This window comes from Enterobacter sp. E20, assembly GCF_000801755.2.
In the GTDB taxonomy this organism is placed as follows: Bacteria; Pseudomonadota; Gammaproteobacteria; order Enterobacterales; family Enterobacteriaceae; genus Enterobacter; species Enterobacter asburiae_B.
The window spans coordinates 4,597,662-4,611,587 of the sequence record NZ_CP012999.1 but is presented as its reverse complement, the minus strand read 5'-3'; the positions used below and the strand labels follow the sequence as shown (position 1 = coordinate 4,611,587).

The window sequence follows — 13,926 nt, the reverse complement described above, 5'->3', positions numbered from 1 at the left end:
GTCAACGTCTGAGAACTCCCTATAATGCGCCTCCACTGACACGGAACAACGGCTTACAGGCCGCCGGGTTAGCGGGGTTCAGAGATGAACGCCGGCAGAGAAAAGCAAAAATAATCGCTTGACTCTGAATGAGGAAAACGTAATATACGGGACCTCGCAACGGTGAGCGAAAGCCGCGTTGCACTGCTCTTTAACAATTTATCAGACAATCTGTGTGGGCACTCAAAGTGACATGGATTCTTAACGTCCTAGGACGAAAAATGAATACCAAGTCTCTGAGTGAACATACGTAATTCATTACGAAGTTTAATTCACGAGCATCAAACTTAAATTGAAGAGTTTGATCATGGCTCAGATTGAACGCTGGCGGCAGGCCTAACACATGCAAGTCGAGCGGTAACACAGGGAGCTTGCTCCTGGGTGACGAGCGGCGGACGGGTGAGTAATGTCTGGGAAACTGCCTGATGGAGGGGGATAACTACTGGAAACGGTAGCTAATACCGCATAACGTCGCAAGACCAAAGAGGGGGACCTTCGGGCCTCTTGCCATCAGATGTGCCCAGATGGGATTAGCTAGTAGGTGGGGTAACGGCTCACCTAGGCGACGATCCCTAGCTGGTCTGAGAGGATGACCAGCCACACTGGAACTGAGACACGGTCCAGACTCCTACGGGAGGCAGCAGTGGGGAATATTGCACAATGGGCGCAAGCCTGATGCAGCCATGCCGCGTGTATGAAGAAGGCCTTCGGGTTGTAAAGTACTTTCAGCGGGGAGGAAGGTGTTGAGGTTAATAACCTCAGCAATTGACGTTACCCGCAGAAGAAGCACCGGCTAACTCCGTGCCAGCAGCCGCGGTAATACGGAGGGTGCAAGCGTTAATCGGAATTACTGGGCGTAAAGCGCACGCAGGCGGTCTGTCAAGTCGGATGTGAAATCCCCGGGCTCAACCTGGGAACTGCATTCGAAACTGGCAGGCTAGAGTCTTGTAGAGGGGGGTAGAATTCCAGGTGTAGCGGTGAAATGCGTAGAGATCTGGAGGAATACCGGTGGCGAAGGCGGCCCCCTGGACAAAGACTGACGCTCAGGTGCGAAAGCGTGGGGAGCAAACAGGATTAGATACCCTGGTAGTCCACGCCGTAAACGATGTCGACTTGGAGGTTGTGCCCTTGAGGCGTGGCTTCCGGAGCTAACGCGTTAAGTCGACCGCCTGGGGAGTACGGCCGCAAGGTTAAAACTCAAATGAATTGACGGGGGCCCGCACAAGCGGTGGAGCATGTGGTTTAATTCGATGCAACGCGAAGAACCTTACCTACTCTTGACATCCAGAGAACTTTCCAGAGATGGATTGGTGCCTTCGGGAACTCTGAGACAGGTGCTGCATGGCTGTCGTCAGCTCGTGTTGTGAAATGTTGGGTTAAGTCCCGCAACGAGCGCAACCCTTATCCTTTGTTGCCAGCGGTTAGGCCGGGAACTCAAAGGAGACTGCCAGTGATAAACTGGAGGAAGGTGGGGATGACGTCAAGTCATCATGGCCCTTACGAGTAGGGCTACACACGTGCTACAATGGCGCATACAAAGAGAAGCGACCTCGCGAGAGCAAGCGGACCTCATAAAGTGCGTCGTAGTCCGGATTGGAGTCTGCAACTCGACTCCATGAAGTCGGAATCGCTAGTAATCGTAGATCAGAATGCTACGGTGAATACGTTCCCGGGCCTTGTACACACCGCCCGTCACACCATGGGAGTGGGTTGCAAAAGAAGTAGGTAGCTTAACCTTCGGGAGGGCGCTTACCACTTTGTGATTCATGACTGGGGTGAAGTCGTAACAAGGTAACCGTAGGGGAACCTGCGGTTGGATCACCTCCTTACCTTAAAGAACCTGCCTTTGTAGTGCTCACACAGATTGTCTGATGAAAAACAGCAGTAAAAAATCTCTGCAGGCTTGTAGCTCAGGTGGTTAGAGCGCACCCCTGATAAGGGTGAGGTCGGTGGTTCAAGTCCACTCAGGCCTACCAAACTCCTTTTAAAGGATGAGCGGTACAGAGATTGCAAACGATGGGGCTATAGCTCAGCTGGGAGAGCGCCTGCTTTGCACGCAGGAGGTCTGCGGTTCGATCCCGCATAGCTCCACCATCTTTTACTGCGAACACAAGAAAACTTCAGAGTGAACCTGAAAAGGTGCACTGCGAAGTTTTGCTCTTTAAAAATCTGGATCAAGCTGAAAATTGAAACGACACACATGTTATGTGTGTTCGAGTCTCTCAAATTTTCGCAATCAGAAGTGAAACATCTTCGGGTTGTGAGGTTAAGCGACTAAGCGTACACGGTGGATGCCCTGGCAGTCAGAGGCGATGAAGGACGTGCTAATCTGCGAAAAGCGCCGGCGAGGTGATATGAACCTTTGACCCGGCGATGTCCGAATGGGGAAACCCAGTGTGATTCGTCACACTATCGTTAACTGAATACATAGGTTAACGAGGCGAACCGGGGGAACTGAAACATCTAAGTACCCCGAGGAAAAGAAATCAACCGAGATTCCCCCAGTAGCGGCGAGCGAACGGGGAGCAGCCCAGAGTCTGAATCAGCTTGTGTGTTAGTGGAAGCGTCTGGAAAGTCGCACGGTACAGGGTGACAGTCCCGTACACGAAAGCACACAGGCTGTGAACTCGAAGAGTAGGGCGGGACACGTGGTATCCTGTCTGAATATGGGGGGACCATCCTCCAAGGCTAAATACTCCTGACTGACCGATAGTGAACCAGTACCGTGAGGGAAAGGCGAAAAGAACCCCGGCGAGGGGAGTGAAAAAGAACCTGAAACCGTGTACGTACAAGCAGTGGGAGCACCCTTGTGGTGTGACTGCGTACCTTTTGTATAATGGGTCAGCGACTTATATTCTGTAGCAAGGTTAACCGTATAGGGGAGCCGAAGGGAAACCGAGTCTTAACTGGGCGTTAAGTTGCAGGGTATAGACCCGAAACCCGGTGATCTAGCCATGGGCAGGTTGAAGGTTGGGTAACACTAACTGGAGGACCGAACCGACTAATGTTGAAAAATTAGCGGATGACTTGTGGCTGGGGGTGAAAGGCCAATCAAACCGGGAGATAGCTGGTTCTCCCCGAAAGCTATTTAGGTAGCGCCTCGTGAACTCATCTTCGGGGGTAGAGCACTGTTTCGGCTAGGGGGCCATCCCGGCTTACCAACCCGATGCAAACTACGAATACCGAAGAATGTTATCACGGGAGACACACGGCGGGTGCTAACGTCCGTCGTGAAGAGGGAAACAACCCAGACCGCCAGCTAAGGTCCCAAAGTCATGGTTAAGTGGGAAACGATGTGGGAAGGCACAGACAGCCAGGATGTTGGCTTAGAAGCAGCCATCATTTAAAGAAAGCGTAATAGCTCACTGGTCGAGTCGGCCTGCGCGGAAGATGTAACGGGGCTAAACCATGCACCGAAGCTGCGGCAGCGACGCTTAGGCGTTGTTGGGTAGGGGAGCGTTCTGTAAGCCGTTGAAGGTGTGCTGTGAGGCATGCTGGAGGTATCAGAAGTGCGAATGCTGACATAAGTAACGATAAAGCGGGTGAAAAGCCCGCTCGCCGGAAGACCAAGGGTTCCTGTCCAACGTTAATCGGGGCAGGGTGAGTCGACCCCTAAGGCGAGGCCGAAAGGCGTAGTCGATGGGAAACAGGTTAATATTCCTGTACTTGGTGTTACTGCGAAGGGGGGACGGAGAAGGCTATGTTAGCCGGGCGACGGTTGTCCCGGTTTAAGCATGTAGGCGGAGGTTCCAGGTAAATCCGGTACCTTTTAACGCTGAGGTGTGATGACGAGGCACTACGGTGCTGAAGTAACAAATGCCCTGCTTCCAGGAAAAGCCTCTAAGCATCAGGTAACATCAAATCGTACCCCAAACCGACACAGGTGGTCAGGTAGAGAATACCAAGGCGCTTGAGAGAACTCGGGTGAAGGAACTAGGCAAAATGGTGCCGTAACTTCGGGAGAAGGCACGCTGATATGTAGGTGAAGCCCCTGCGGGTGGAGCTGAAATCAGTCGAAGATACCAGCTGGCTGCAACTGTTTATTAAAAACACAGCACTGTGCAAACACGAAAGTGGACGTATACGGTGTGACGCCTGCCCGGTGCCGGAAGGTTAATTGATGGGGTTAGCGGCAACGCGAAGCTCTTGATCGAAGCCCCGGTAAACGGCGGCCGTAACTATAACGGTCCTAAGGTAGCGAAATTCCTTGTCGGGTAAGTTCCGACCTGCACGAATGGCGTAATGATGGCCAGGCTGTCTCCACCCGAGACTCAGTGAAATTGAACTCGCTGTGAAGATGCAGTGTACCCGCGGCAAGACGGAAAGACCCCGTGAACCTTTACTATAGCTTGACACTGAACACTGGTCCTTGATGTGTAGGATAGGTGGGAGGCTTTGAAGCGTGGACGCCAGTCTGCGTGGAGCCAACCTTGAAATACCACCCTTTAATGGCTGGTGTTCTAACGTAGACCCGTAATCCGGGTTGCGGACAGTGTCTGGTGGGTAGTTTGACTGGGGCGGTCTCCTCCCAAAGAGTAACGGAGGAGCACGAAGGTTAGCTAATCCTGGTCGGACATCAGGAGGTTAGTGCAATGGCATAAGCTAGCTTGACTGCGAGAGTGACGGCTCGAGCAGGTGCGAAAGCAGGTCATAGTGATCCGGTGGTTCTGAATGGAAGGGCCATCGCTCAACGGATAAAAGGTACTCCGGGGATAACAGGCTGATACCGCCCAAGAGTTCATATCGACGGCGGTGTTTGGCACCTCGATGTCGGCTCATCACATCCTGGGGCTGAAGTAGGTCCCAAGGGTATGGCTGTTCGCCATTTAAAGTGGTACGCGAGCTGGGTTTAGAACGTCGTGAGACAGTTCGGTCCCTATCTGCCGTGGGCGCTGGAGAATTGAGGGGGGCTGCTCCTAGTACGAGAGGACCGGAGTGGACGCATCACTGGTGTTCGGGTTGTCATGCCAATGGCACTGCCCGGTAGCTAAATGCGGAAAAGATAAGTGCTGAAAGCATCTAAGCACGAAACTTGCCCCGAGATGAGTTCTCCCTGACCCTTTAAGGGTCCTGAAGGATCGTTGAAGACTACGACGTTGATAGGTCGGGTGTGTAAGCGCAGCGATGCGTTGAGCTAACCGATACTAATGAACCGTGAGGCTTAACCTTACAACGCCGAAGCTGTTTCGGCGAAGAGAGAGACAGGATTTTCAGCCTGATACAGATTAACAGAATTTGCCTGGCGGCTTTAGCGCGGTGGTCCCACCTGACCCCATGCCGAACTCAGAAGTGAAACGCCGTAGCGCCGATGGTAGTGTGGGGTCTCCCCATGTGAGAGTAGGGAACTGCCAGGCATCAAATTAAGTAGTAAGCCGGTGCATAAATCCGGTGGTTACAGCAGTCTTCGGTGGAGCGGTAGTTCAGTCGGTTAGAATACCTGCCTGTCACGCAGGGGGTCGCGGGTTCGAGTCCCGTCCGTTCCGCCACTTATTAAGACATTAAGCCTGCCTTGTTGGCAGGCTTAATGGCAAAAAACTTTAGGGGCGTAGCTCAGTTGGTAGAGCACCGGTCTCCAAAACCGGGTGTCGCGAGTTCGAGTCTCTCCGCCCCTGCCATATAGAATCCTTTGCTTCGGCAAAGGATTTTTTTTGCCTGAAACACGGCAGATAATTCTCTTCTTAATTTCAGCCAGCATCCCTGCTGGCTGATGCATCAATCCATTACATTGATTTTTAAAAGATCTTTTATCTGAGATTGCTTATCACTGTTTTGCAGCCAAATTGCATACAGCGGCCTGGTAAGCGTGGTGGAATCCATCACGGTGTGCAGCCCTGCTTTAGTGTCTGCCCAGCGAACAGGTAACCAGGTACAACCTTTCAGCAGAGGCAGCTGCTGACAGGCGATCTCTGCCGAGCTGGTCGTTAACTGCGGAACATCATCAGGTGCAATCAGTCCCGTCTCGTGCTGCTGAAAATCCGGTCCCCATTCCAGGCGTAAATAAGTCAGGTCTGCCTTCATCATCGAAGGTTCGGACGCATAAAGTGCCAGGCCAAACTGGCCCACAATCTGGCTGCTAAATTCGTCCATCTTGGGGGCTTCGGTTGTGATCAGAAGATCAAGCTGGCGCTCATGAAGTTGCTTAACCAGCGACTGCCGTTGCGCAATCCTGGCTTCAAATTGCAAGTGGCCATGTGAATGATACAGCCGGGTAAGCCACTGACTTAGCATGCATTCCCACAGAGAAGCGCTTGCCCCTATCGAGAATTCATTATGCCTCGAAGTATGTGCCACCTCTTTACGTGCTGCCTGCCAGGTATTCATGAGCGTTTCTGCATACGGCAGCAGTTTCTCACCGGCAGGCGTTAAGCGAATATTGTTGCGATGGCGGGTAAAAAGATTCACACCCAGTTGATTTTCCAGCTGTCGAATACGAAAACTGACTGCTGACTGCGTCAGGTAAAGGGCTTCAGCTGCTCGCCCAAAGTGGCGTGTTCTGCTCACTTCAAGGAAAGTTTTAAGCAATTCCGTATCCACATCTTTCTCCGCAAAATTATTTGTCGTTATGATTTAAATGTTTTGTTTTACACTCTGTCAAGCGTAACTAATACTCCGCGCCATAAATAGCTCGGCCAAAGAATTAGGAGCGTGTAGGATGGCGGAAAGCTTTACGACGACTAATCGTTTTTTCGACAATAAACATTATCCGCGCGGGTTCTCTCGTCACGGCGATTTCACCATCAAAGAAGCTCAACTGCTTGAGCGCCATGGTTATGCCTTTAACGAGCTGGATCTGGGGAAGCGTGAACCTGCTACCGAAGACGAGAAACAGTTTGTTTCTGTTTGCCGTGGTGAGCGTGAGCCGGAGTCTGAAGCGGAACGCGTATGGATTAAGTACATGGCGCGCATTAAGCGTCCAAAGCGCTTCCATACGCTGTCTGGCGGCAAGCCGCAGATGGAAGGTGCAGAAGACTACACCGAGTCTGATGACTAAAATGAAGAGAAGGGGCTACGGCCCCTTTTTTTATGCCAGCAATTTCTGCAAATGCAGCAGCAAACGATCGATAGCGCGGTAGCTCAGCGCCTCCTGCAAATGTTTCCTCTCAATGTCATTGCACCCCTCTACGTCAGCAATAGTTCTGGCCACCTTCAGCAAACGCTGCCACGCACGTATGGACAGCCCGAACCGCGTTAACGTCTCCTCCAGCCATCCCGCATCCTCAACGTTAAGTGAACAAAACTGCCGGATCCCGGCATTATCCAGCCGCGCATTCAGCCTGTTCTGACGAGCGTACTGCCGCGTCTGAGCAGCAATCACCCGTTCGCGTACCTCCGCTGAGCTTTCACCCGTTATGCCCGTTTGCCTGAGCAGACCCGGCGGGGGAAGGGGAATTTCGAGGGATAAATCGAAACGGTCGAGGAACGGGCCGGATAACTTACCCAGATAGCGCAACGTTTGCTCTGGTGTACAGCGGTTATGGTTGCCCTGGTAGTGACCCGTCGGGCTGGGATTCATCGCCGCGACCAGCTGAAACTGTGCGGGATAGCTTATTTTGGCTCTCGTGCGTGAGATATGTATCTCACCGGATTCAATGGGCTCCCTCAGTGCATCCAGCACACGGCGCTCAAATTCAGGCAGTTCATCAAGAAACAGAATGCCATTGTGTGCCAGCGAGATCTCTCCCGGCCCCGGAATCGCCCCACCGCCGACCATTGCCGTCAGTGAAGCGCTATGATGCGGGGAACGAAAAGGACGACGGCGCCACTGTTTTTGCAACGACGTCGAACTGATAAGGCTATATATGGCGGCACTTTCCAGCGCTTCATGATTATTGAGCGGTGGAAGTAACCCACTCAACCTGCTTGCCAGCATGGTTTTACCCGTACCTGGCGGCCCAATTAACAGAAGATTGTGTCCACCTGCAGCCGTAATCTCCAGCGCCCGTTTCCCTTGCTCCTGTCCCATAATCTCGCTGAGATCCTCTGGAGCATCCGCTATAACATCATCACACTCCTCCGGCTCGGACAGTTCATGTCGTCCTTCCAGCCAGGCACAAACTTCCTGTAAATGCCCCGCGACGAGACACCCCTTCTCGGCGATAAGACTCACTTCTGATGCGTTTTCATTGGCGACAATGATTTGCCGCCCTGCTCGTATGGCTTCAAGGGCTCCCGATATCGCACCGGGAACGCCTCTTAACGCGCCTGTGAGCGCGAGTTCGCCAACGAACTCATACGAGCCTAGCCGTGTCGTATTAAGCTGCTCAGAAGCCGCGAGAAGGGCAATTGCGATAGGTAAATCGTATCGTCCCCCCTCTTTAGGCAGATCGGCGGGGGCAAGGTTGATAGTGATCTTCTTCGCGGGGAAGGTATAACCGCTATTTATTATTGCGCTGCGAACGCGATCCCTGGCCTCTTTAACCGTCGTTTCAGGTAACCCGACAAGCGTGAGTCCGGGTAGCCCATTGCTCAAATGAACCTCGACGGAAATAAGCGGTGCCTTTACCCCGAGAGCCGCACGCGTATAAACAACTGACAGTGACATTTGCACTACCTCCTGGTGTGACTATGCCAGCGCCTGTTTTGTCTGTTTAGCGTCATTTTGCGAATTTACGCCGCCCGTTCAGAGATTTTAAACACACAATGAAACCCTTGCATAACCGTGGAAGCCTTCTCGTAGAATGTAAAAAGCCCCGTTTTGACGCTAAGACCGACAGTAAAAAAATGAAAAATATTCATTTTCTAATTTCCGTATATAAAACAACGGTTTTAAGAAATATGATTCGCGGCCTAATCAAATCCGTCATAAATAAATCTTGTGTTTGATTTAAAAACTGTGATAACTCTTTAGGTATTCCTTCGAACAAGATGCAAAAAGAACTGAAAATGACAGCCCTTCTACGAGTGATTAGCCTGGTCGTGATTAGCGTGGTGGTGATTATTATCCCACCGTGCGGGGCTGCACTTGGACGAGGAAAGGCTTAGAAATCAAGCCTTAACGAACTAAGACCCCCGCACCGAAAGGTCCGGGGGTTTTTTTATGACTAAAAAACGTAAATGAGGAGCAGAGAATGACGACTAGCACAAAATTCTGTTTCTCCCGATTTATGACGGGGAACTAACTATGAATGGGGCACAGTGGGTAGTACATGCGTTGCGCGCGCAGGGAGTCGAAACCGTATTCGGTTATCCGGGTGGCGCAATTATGCCGATTTACGATGCACTGTATGACGGCGGCGTGGAACATCTCTTGTGCCGACACGAGCAGGGCGCAGCGATGGCAGCCATCGGTTATGCCCGCGCGACCGGTAAAACCGGCGTGTGTATGGCGACTTCAGGCCCGGGCGCAACGAACCTGATCACCGGCCTGGCTGACGCGCTGCTGGATTCCGTTCCCGTTGTCGCCATCACCGGGCAGGTGGCGTCTCCGTTCATCGGTACCGATGCTTTCCAGGAAGTTGACGTCCTCGGTTTATCGCTGGCCTGCACCAAACACAGCTTCCTCGTCCAGTCTCTGGAAGAGCTGCCGCGCGTAATGGCAGAAGCGTTCGATGTGGCAAACTCCGGTCGTCCCGGTCCGGTTCTGGTTGATATCCCGAAAGATATCCAGGTGGCACTCGGCGATCTGGAACCGCACTTCTCTACCGTTGAAAGCGACGATGCCTTTCCGGAAGCGGAAGTTGAAGAGGCCCGTCAGATGCTGGCCCAGGCGAAACAGCCGATGCTGTACGTCGGCGGTGGCGTAGGCATGGCGCAGGCCGTTCCTGCCCTGCGCGAATTTATCGCAACAACGCAGATGCCAGCGACCTGCACGCTGAAAGGTCTCGGTGCAGTCGACGCGGATTACCCCTACTATCTGGGCATGCTGGGGATGCACGGCACCAAAGCGGCAAACCTGGCGGTGCAGGAGTGCGATCTGCTCATCGCCGTAGGTGCCCGTTTTGACGACCGCGTTACCGGCAAGCTGAATACCTTTGCGCCGAACGCCAAAGTCATCCATATGGATATCGACCCGGCTGAAATGAACAAGCTGCGTCAGGCGCATGTCGCCTTGCAGGGCGATCTCAACGCGCTGTTACCGGCATTGCAGCAGCCGCTGGATATCAACGCATGGCGTCAGCACATCGCAGACATGCGCACCGAGCACGCCTGGCGTTACGACCACCCCGGCGAGGCCATCTACGCGCCGCTGCTGTTGAAGCAGTTGTCCGACCGTAAACCGGCTGACAGCGTCGTCACCACCGACGTAGGCCAGCACCAGATGTGGTCCGCGCAGCACATGACCTACACCCGTCCGGAAAACTTCATCACCTCCAGCGGCTTGGGTACCATGGGCTTCGGTCTGCCGGCAGCCGTTGGCGCGCAGGTAGCCCGCCCGAACGATACCGTTATCTGTATCTCCGGTGACGGCTCCTTCATGATGAACGTTCAGGAGCTCGGCACCGTTAAGCGCAAGCAGTTGCCGCTGAAGATCGTGTTGCTCGACAACCAGCGTTTAGGGATGGTTCGCCAGTGGCAACAGCTGTTCTTCCAGGAGCGCTACAGCGAAACGACTCTCACCGATAACCCCGATTTCCTCACCCTGGCCAGCGCCTTCGGCATCCCTGGTCAGCACATCACCCGTAAAGATCAGGTTGAAGCGGCGCTCGACACCATGCTGAACAGCGATGGGCCTTACCTGCTTCATGTCTCAATCGACGAACTCGAGAACGTCTGGCCGTTGGTACCGCCTGGTGCCAGTAACTCACAAATGATGGAGAAATTATCATGATGCAGCATCAGGTCGCCGTACAGGCTCGCTTCAACCCGGAAACCTTAGAACGCGTTTTGCGTGTGGTGCGTCATCGTGGTTTTCAGATTTGCTCTATGAATATGGAGACGGCCACTGACGCCCGGAATATCAGTATCGAATTAACCGTTGCCAGCCCGCGGTCGGTCGACTTACTGTTTAGTCAGTTATCAAAGCTGGTAGACGTTGCCCATGTTGCCATCTGCCAGAGCACAACCACATCACAACAAATCCGCGCTTAAGCGTGACAGGACGAAAAAATGACGACAAAAAAAGCTGATTACATTTGGTTCAACGGTGAGATGGTTCGCTGGGAGGACGCGAAGGTCCACGTGATGTCCCACGCGCTGCACTACGGTACCTCCGTATTTGAAGGCATCCGCTGCTACGATTCTCACAAAGGGCCAGTGGTGTTCCGCCATCGCGAACACATGCAGCGTCTGCATGACTCAGCCAAAATTTATCGTTTCCCGGTTTCTCAAAGCGTCGATGAGCTGATGGAAGCCTGCCGCGACGTTATCCGTAAAAACAAACTGACCAGCGCCTATATTCGTCCGCTGGTGTTTGTGGGCGACGTCGGCATGGGCGTGAACCCGCCAGCCGGCTATACCACAGATGTGATCATTGCCGCGTTCCCGTGGGGTGCTTACCTGGGTGCAGAAGCCCTGGAGCAGGGGATCGACGCAATGGTCTCTTCCTGGAACCGCGTGGCGCCAAACACCATCCCGACCGCCGCGAAAGCAGGCGGTAACTATCTCTCCTCATTGCTGGTCGGTAGCGAAGCGCGCCGCCACGGCTATCAGGAAGGCATCGCCCTCGACGTAAATGGCTACATCTCAGAAGGTGCGGGTGAAAACCTGTTTGAAGTAAAAGACGGCATTTTGTTCACGCCGCCGTTCACCTCGTCCGCGCTGCCGGGCATCACCCGTGACGCCATCATCAAGCTGGCGAAAGATCTGGGTATCGAAGTGCGCGAGCAGGTGCTGTCCCGCGAATCCCTGTATCTGGCGGATGAAGTGTTCATGTCCGGTACGGCGGCTGAAATCACGCCGGTACGCAGCGTGGACGGTATCCAGGTGGGCGAAGGCCGCTGTGGCCCGGTGACCAAACGTATTCAGCAAGCGTTCTTCGGCCTCTTCACCGGCGAAACAGAAGATAAATACGGCTGGTTGGATCAGGTTAATCACTAAGCATAAATTTGGGACGGCACGCACCGTCCCATTAAATAGTCAGACGGGAGTCAATAAAGCATGCCTAAGTATCGTTCAGCCACCACCACCCACGGCCGTAATATGGCGGGAGCCCGCGCGCTGTGGCGCGCCACCGGAATGACCGACGCCGATTTCGGCAAGCCGATTATCGCCGTGGTGAACTCCTTCACCCAGTTTGTACCGGGCCACGTGCACCTGCGCGATCTCGGTAAGCTGGTTGCCGAGCAAATCGAAGCCTCCGGCGGCGTGGCAAAAGAGTTCAACACCATTGCGGTGGATGACGGTATCGCGATGGGGCACGGGGGCATGCTCTATTCACTGCCGTCGCGCGAGTTGATCGCCGACTCCGTAGAATATATGGTTAACGCCCACTGCGCCGATGCGATGGTCTGCATCTCCAACTGCGACAAAATCACCCCGGGGATGCTGATGGCCTCCCTGCGCCTGAACATTCCGGTGATCTTCGTCTCCGGCGGCCCGATGGAAGCGGGGAAAACCAAGCTCTCCGACAAAATCATCAAGCTCGACCTGGTCGATGCGATGATCCAGGGCGCGGACCCGAAAGTCTCTGACGAGCAGAGCGATCAGGTGGAACGCTCCGCGTGTCCGACCTGCGGCTCCTGTTCCGGTATGTTCACCGCCAACTCTATGAACTGCCTGACCGAAGCGCTGGGCCTGTCTCAGCCGGGCAACGGTTCGCTGCTGGCGACCCACGCCGACCGTAAGCAGCTGTTCCTCAACGCCGGTAAGCGCATCGTTGAGCTGACCAAACGATACTACGAGCAGGACGACGCCAGCGCGCTGCCGCGCAACATCGCCAGCAAAGCCGCGTTCGAAAACGCGATGACGCTGGATATCGCCATGGGCGGCTCCACCAACACCGTTCTGCACCTGCTGGCCGCCGCGCAGGAAGCCGAAATCGACTTCACCATGAGCGACATCGATAAGCTCTCCCGCAAAGTCCCGCAGTTGTGTAAAGTCGCGCCGAGTACCCAGAAGTACCATATGGAAGACGTACACCGCGCGGGCGGCGTGCTGGGCATTTTGGGCGAGCTGGATCGCGCCGGGCTGCTGAACCGTGACGTGAAAAACGTGCTTGGCCTGACGCTGCCTGAGTCGCTGGACCAGTACGACGTCATGCTGACCAAAGACGACGCGGTGAAAAAGATGTTCCGCGCCGGTCCTGCCGGGATTCGTACCACCCAGGCGTTCTCGCAGGATTGCCGCTGGGACACTCTGGACGATGACCGTGCCGAAGGCTGCATCCGCTCGCTGGAACATGCCTACAGCAAAGACGGCGGTCTGGCCGTGCTGTACGGTAACTTCGCGGAAAACGGCTGCATCGTGAAAACCGCAGGCGTGGACGACAGCATCCTGAAATTCACCGGTCCGGCGAAGGTATACGAAAGCCAGGATGAAGCGGTAGACGCCATCCTCGGCGGCAAAGTGGTGGAAGGCGACGTGGTTGTTATTCGCTACGAAGGACCGAAAGGCGGTCCCGGCATGCAGGAGATGCTCTACCCAACCACCTTCCTGAAATCTATGGGACTCGGTAAAGCGTGTGCGCTGATCACCGACGGGCGTTTCTCCGGCGGTACTTCCGGCCTCTCTATCGGCCACGTTTCGCCGGAAGCGGCAAGCGGCGGCAACATCGCCATCATCGAAGACGGCGACCTGATCGAAATCGACATTCCGAATCGCGGCATTCAGCTGAAGCTGAGCGACCAGGAAATTGCGGCCCGTCGTGAAGCGCAGGAAGCCCGCGGCGACAAAGCCTGGACGCCGAAAGACCGCCAGCGTGAAGTCTCCTTCGCCCTGCGCGCCTACGCGAGCCTTGCCACCAGTGCAGATAAAGGCGCGGTGCGCGATAAATCTAAACTTGGGGGCTAA

The 13,926-nt window shown here is 54.3% G+C and carries 9 protein-coding genes, 4 tRNA genes and 3 rRNA genes; 14 read left to right on the top strand and 2 right to left on the bottom strand.

Annotation, left to right across the window (positions count from 1 at the left end; genetic code table 11):
• Nucleotides 1-328 precede the first annotated feature (328 nt).
• The 7 genes from NI40_RS21580 to NI40_RS21550 all read left to right on the top strand — a co-directional run bounded on the left by NI40_RS21580 (nt 329) and on the right by NI40_RS21550 (nt 5,654).
• Nucleotides 329-1,868 (top strand): 16S ribosomal RNA (locus NI40_RS21580).
• A gap of 70 nt (nt 1,869-1,938) precedes the next feature.
• Nucleotides 1,939-2,015, top strand: a tRNA-Ile gene (locus NI40_RS21575).
• Nucleotides 2,016-2,057: 42 nt separating this feature from the next.
• Nucleotides 2,058-2,133 (top strand) — tRNA-Ala (locus tag NI40_RS21570).
• A 170-nt stretch (nt 2,134-2,303) separates the two neighbouring features.
• Nucleotides 2,304-5,208: ribosomal RNA gene (locus tag NI40_RS21565) — 23S ribosomal RNA — on the top strand.
• A gap of 69 nt (nt 5,209-5,277) precedes the next feature.
• Nucleotides 5,278-5,393 (top strand): 5S ribosomal RNA (rrf, locus tag NI40_RS21560).
• Together the 16S, 23S and 5S rRNA genes with 4 tRNA genes alongside form the textbook arrangement of a ribosomal RNA operon.
• 55 nt (nt 5,394-5,448) lie before the next feature.
• Nucleotides 5,449-5,525, top strand: a tRNA-Asp gene (locus tag NI40_RS21555).
• Between the two features lie 53 nt (nt 5,526-5,578).
• Nucleotides 5,579-5,654 (top strand) — tRNA-Trp (locus NI40_RS21550).
• Between the two features lie 97 nt (nt 5,655-5,751).
• On the opposite strand, the gene hdfR is transcribed toward NI40_RS21550, so the two are convergent.
• Nucleotides 5,752-6,573, bottom strand: a complete 822-nt coding sequence (gene hdfR / locus NI40_RS21545) for an HTH-type transcriptional regulator HdfR (RefSeq protein ID WP_023309659.1) — start codon at nt 6,571-6,573, stop codon at nt 5,752-5,754.
• A 118-nt stretch (nt 6,574-6,691) separates the two neighbouring features.
• Between hdfR and NI40_RS21540 the strand changes: the two genes are divergently transcribed.
• Nucleotides 6,692-7,030, top strand: coding sequence for a DUF413 domain-containing protein (locus NI40_RS21540; protein ID WP_023309658.1), 339 nt, complete (start codon nt 6,692-6,694; stop codon nt 7,028-7,030).
• 30 nt (nt 7,031-7,060) lie between these two features.
• Here the strand turns inward: NI40_RS21540 and NI40_RS21535 are convergent, their stop codons facing one another.
• The gene (locus NI40_RS21535) at nt 7,061-8,581 is read right to left on the bottom strand and encodes a YifB family Mg chelatase-like AAA ATPase (RefSeq protein ID WP_039264268.1); all 1,521 of its coding nucleotides are present in this window, start codon (nt 8,579-8,581) and stop codon (nt 7,061-7,063) included.
• Nucleotides 8,582-8,922: 341 nt separating this feature from the next.
• Between NI40_RS21535 and ilvL the strand changes: the two genes are divergently transcribed.
• From ilvL to ilvD, 6 genes are all read left to right on the top strand, one after another.
• A complete protein-coding gene (gene ilvL / locus NI40_RS23495) occupies nt 8,923-9,021 on the top strand; it encodes an ilv operon leader peptide (RefSeq protein WP_001311244.1) in 99 nt (32 codons plus the stop codon).
• Nucleotides 9,022-9,107: 86 nt separating this feature from the next.
• Nucleotides 9,108-9,158, top strand: a complete 51-nt coding sequence (gene ilvX / locus NI40_RS24240) for a peptide IlvX (RefSeq protein WP_166792073.1) — start codon at nt 9,108-9,110, stop codon at nt 9,156-9,158.
• Nucleotides 9,159-9,160: 2 nt separating this feature from the next.
• Entirely contained in the window at nt 9,161-10,807 is a 1,647-nt protein-coding gene (ilvG, locus tag NI40_RS21530; RefSeq protein ID WP_039264267.1) for an acetolactate synthase 2 catalytic subunit, read from the top strand.
• Nucleotides 10,804-11,067: an acetolactate synthase 2 small subunit gene (gene ilvM, locus NI40_RS21525; RefSeq protein ID WP_024907956.1), complete on the top strand. Its 264-nt coding sequence runs from the start codon at nt 10,804-10,806 to the stop codon at nt 11,065-11,067. Before ilvG ends, ilvM begins: the two co-directional genes overlap by 4 nt.
• An 18-nt stretch (nt 11,068-11,085) precedes the next feature.
• Complete coding sequence (gene ilvE / locus NI40_RS21520; RefSeq protein WP_039264266.1) at nt 11,086-12,015, top strand: branched-chain-amino-acid transaminase; 930 nt, start codon at nt 11,086-11,088, stop codon at nt 12,013-12,015.
• Nucleotides 12,016-12,075: 60 nt separating this feature from the next.
• On the top strand, nt 12,076-13,926 hold the full coding sequence (gene ilvD / locus NI40_RS21515; protein ID WP_033146918.1) for a dihydroxy-acid dehydratase: 1,851 nt from the start codon (nt 12,076-12,078) through the stop codon (nt 13,924-13,926).

Coding starts and splice junctions, on each gene's coding strand:
- ilvL (WP_001311244.1), top strand. CDS start 8,923: ATGACAGCCCTTCTACGAGTGATTAGCCTGGTCGTGATTAGCGTGGTG.
- NI40_RS21535 (WP_039264268.1), bottom strand. CDS start 8,581: ATGTCACTGTCAGTTGTTTATACGCGTGCGGCTCTCGGGGTAAAGGCA.
- ilvM (WP_024907956.1), top strand. CDS start 10,804: ATGATGCAGCATCAGGTCGCCGTACAGGCTCGCTTCAACCCGGAAACC.
- NI40_RS21540 (WP_023309658.1), top strand. CDS start 6,692: ATGGCGGAAAGCTTTACGACGACTAATCGTTTTTTCGACAATAAACAT.
- ilvE (WP_039264266.1), top strand. CDS start 11,086: ATGACGACAAAAAAAGCTGATTACATTTGGTTCAACGGTGAGATGGTT.
- ilvD (WP_033146918.1), top strand. CDS start 12,076: ATGCCTAAGTATCGTTCAGCCACCACCACCCACGGCCGTAATATGGCG.
- ilvG (WP_039264267.1), top strand. CDS start 9,161: ATGAATGGGGCACAGTGGGTAGTACATGCGTTGCGCGCGCAGGGAGTC.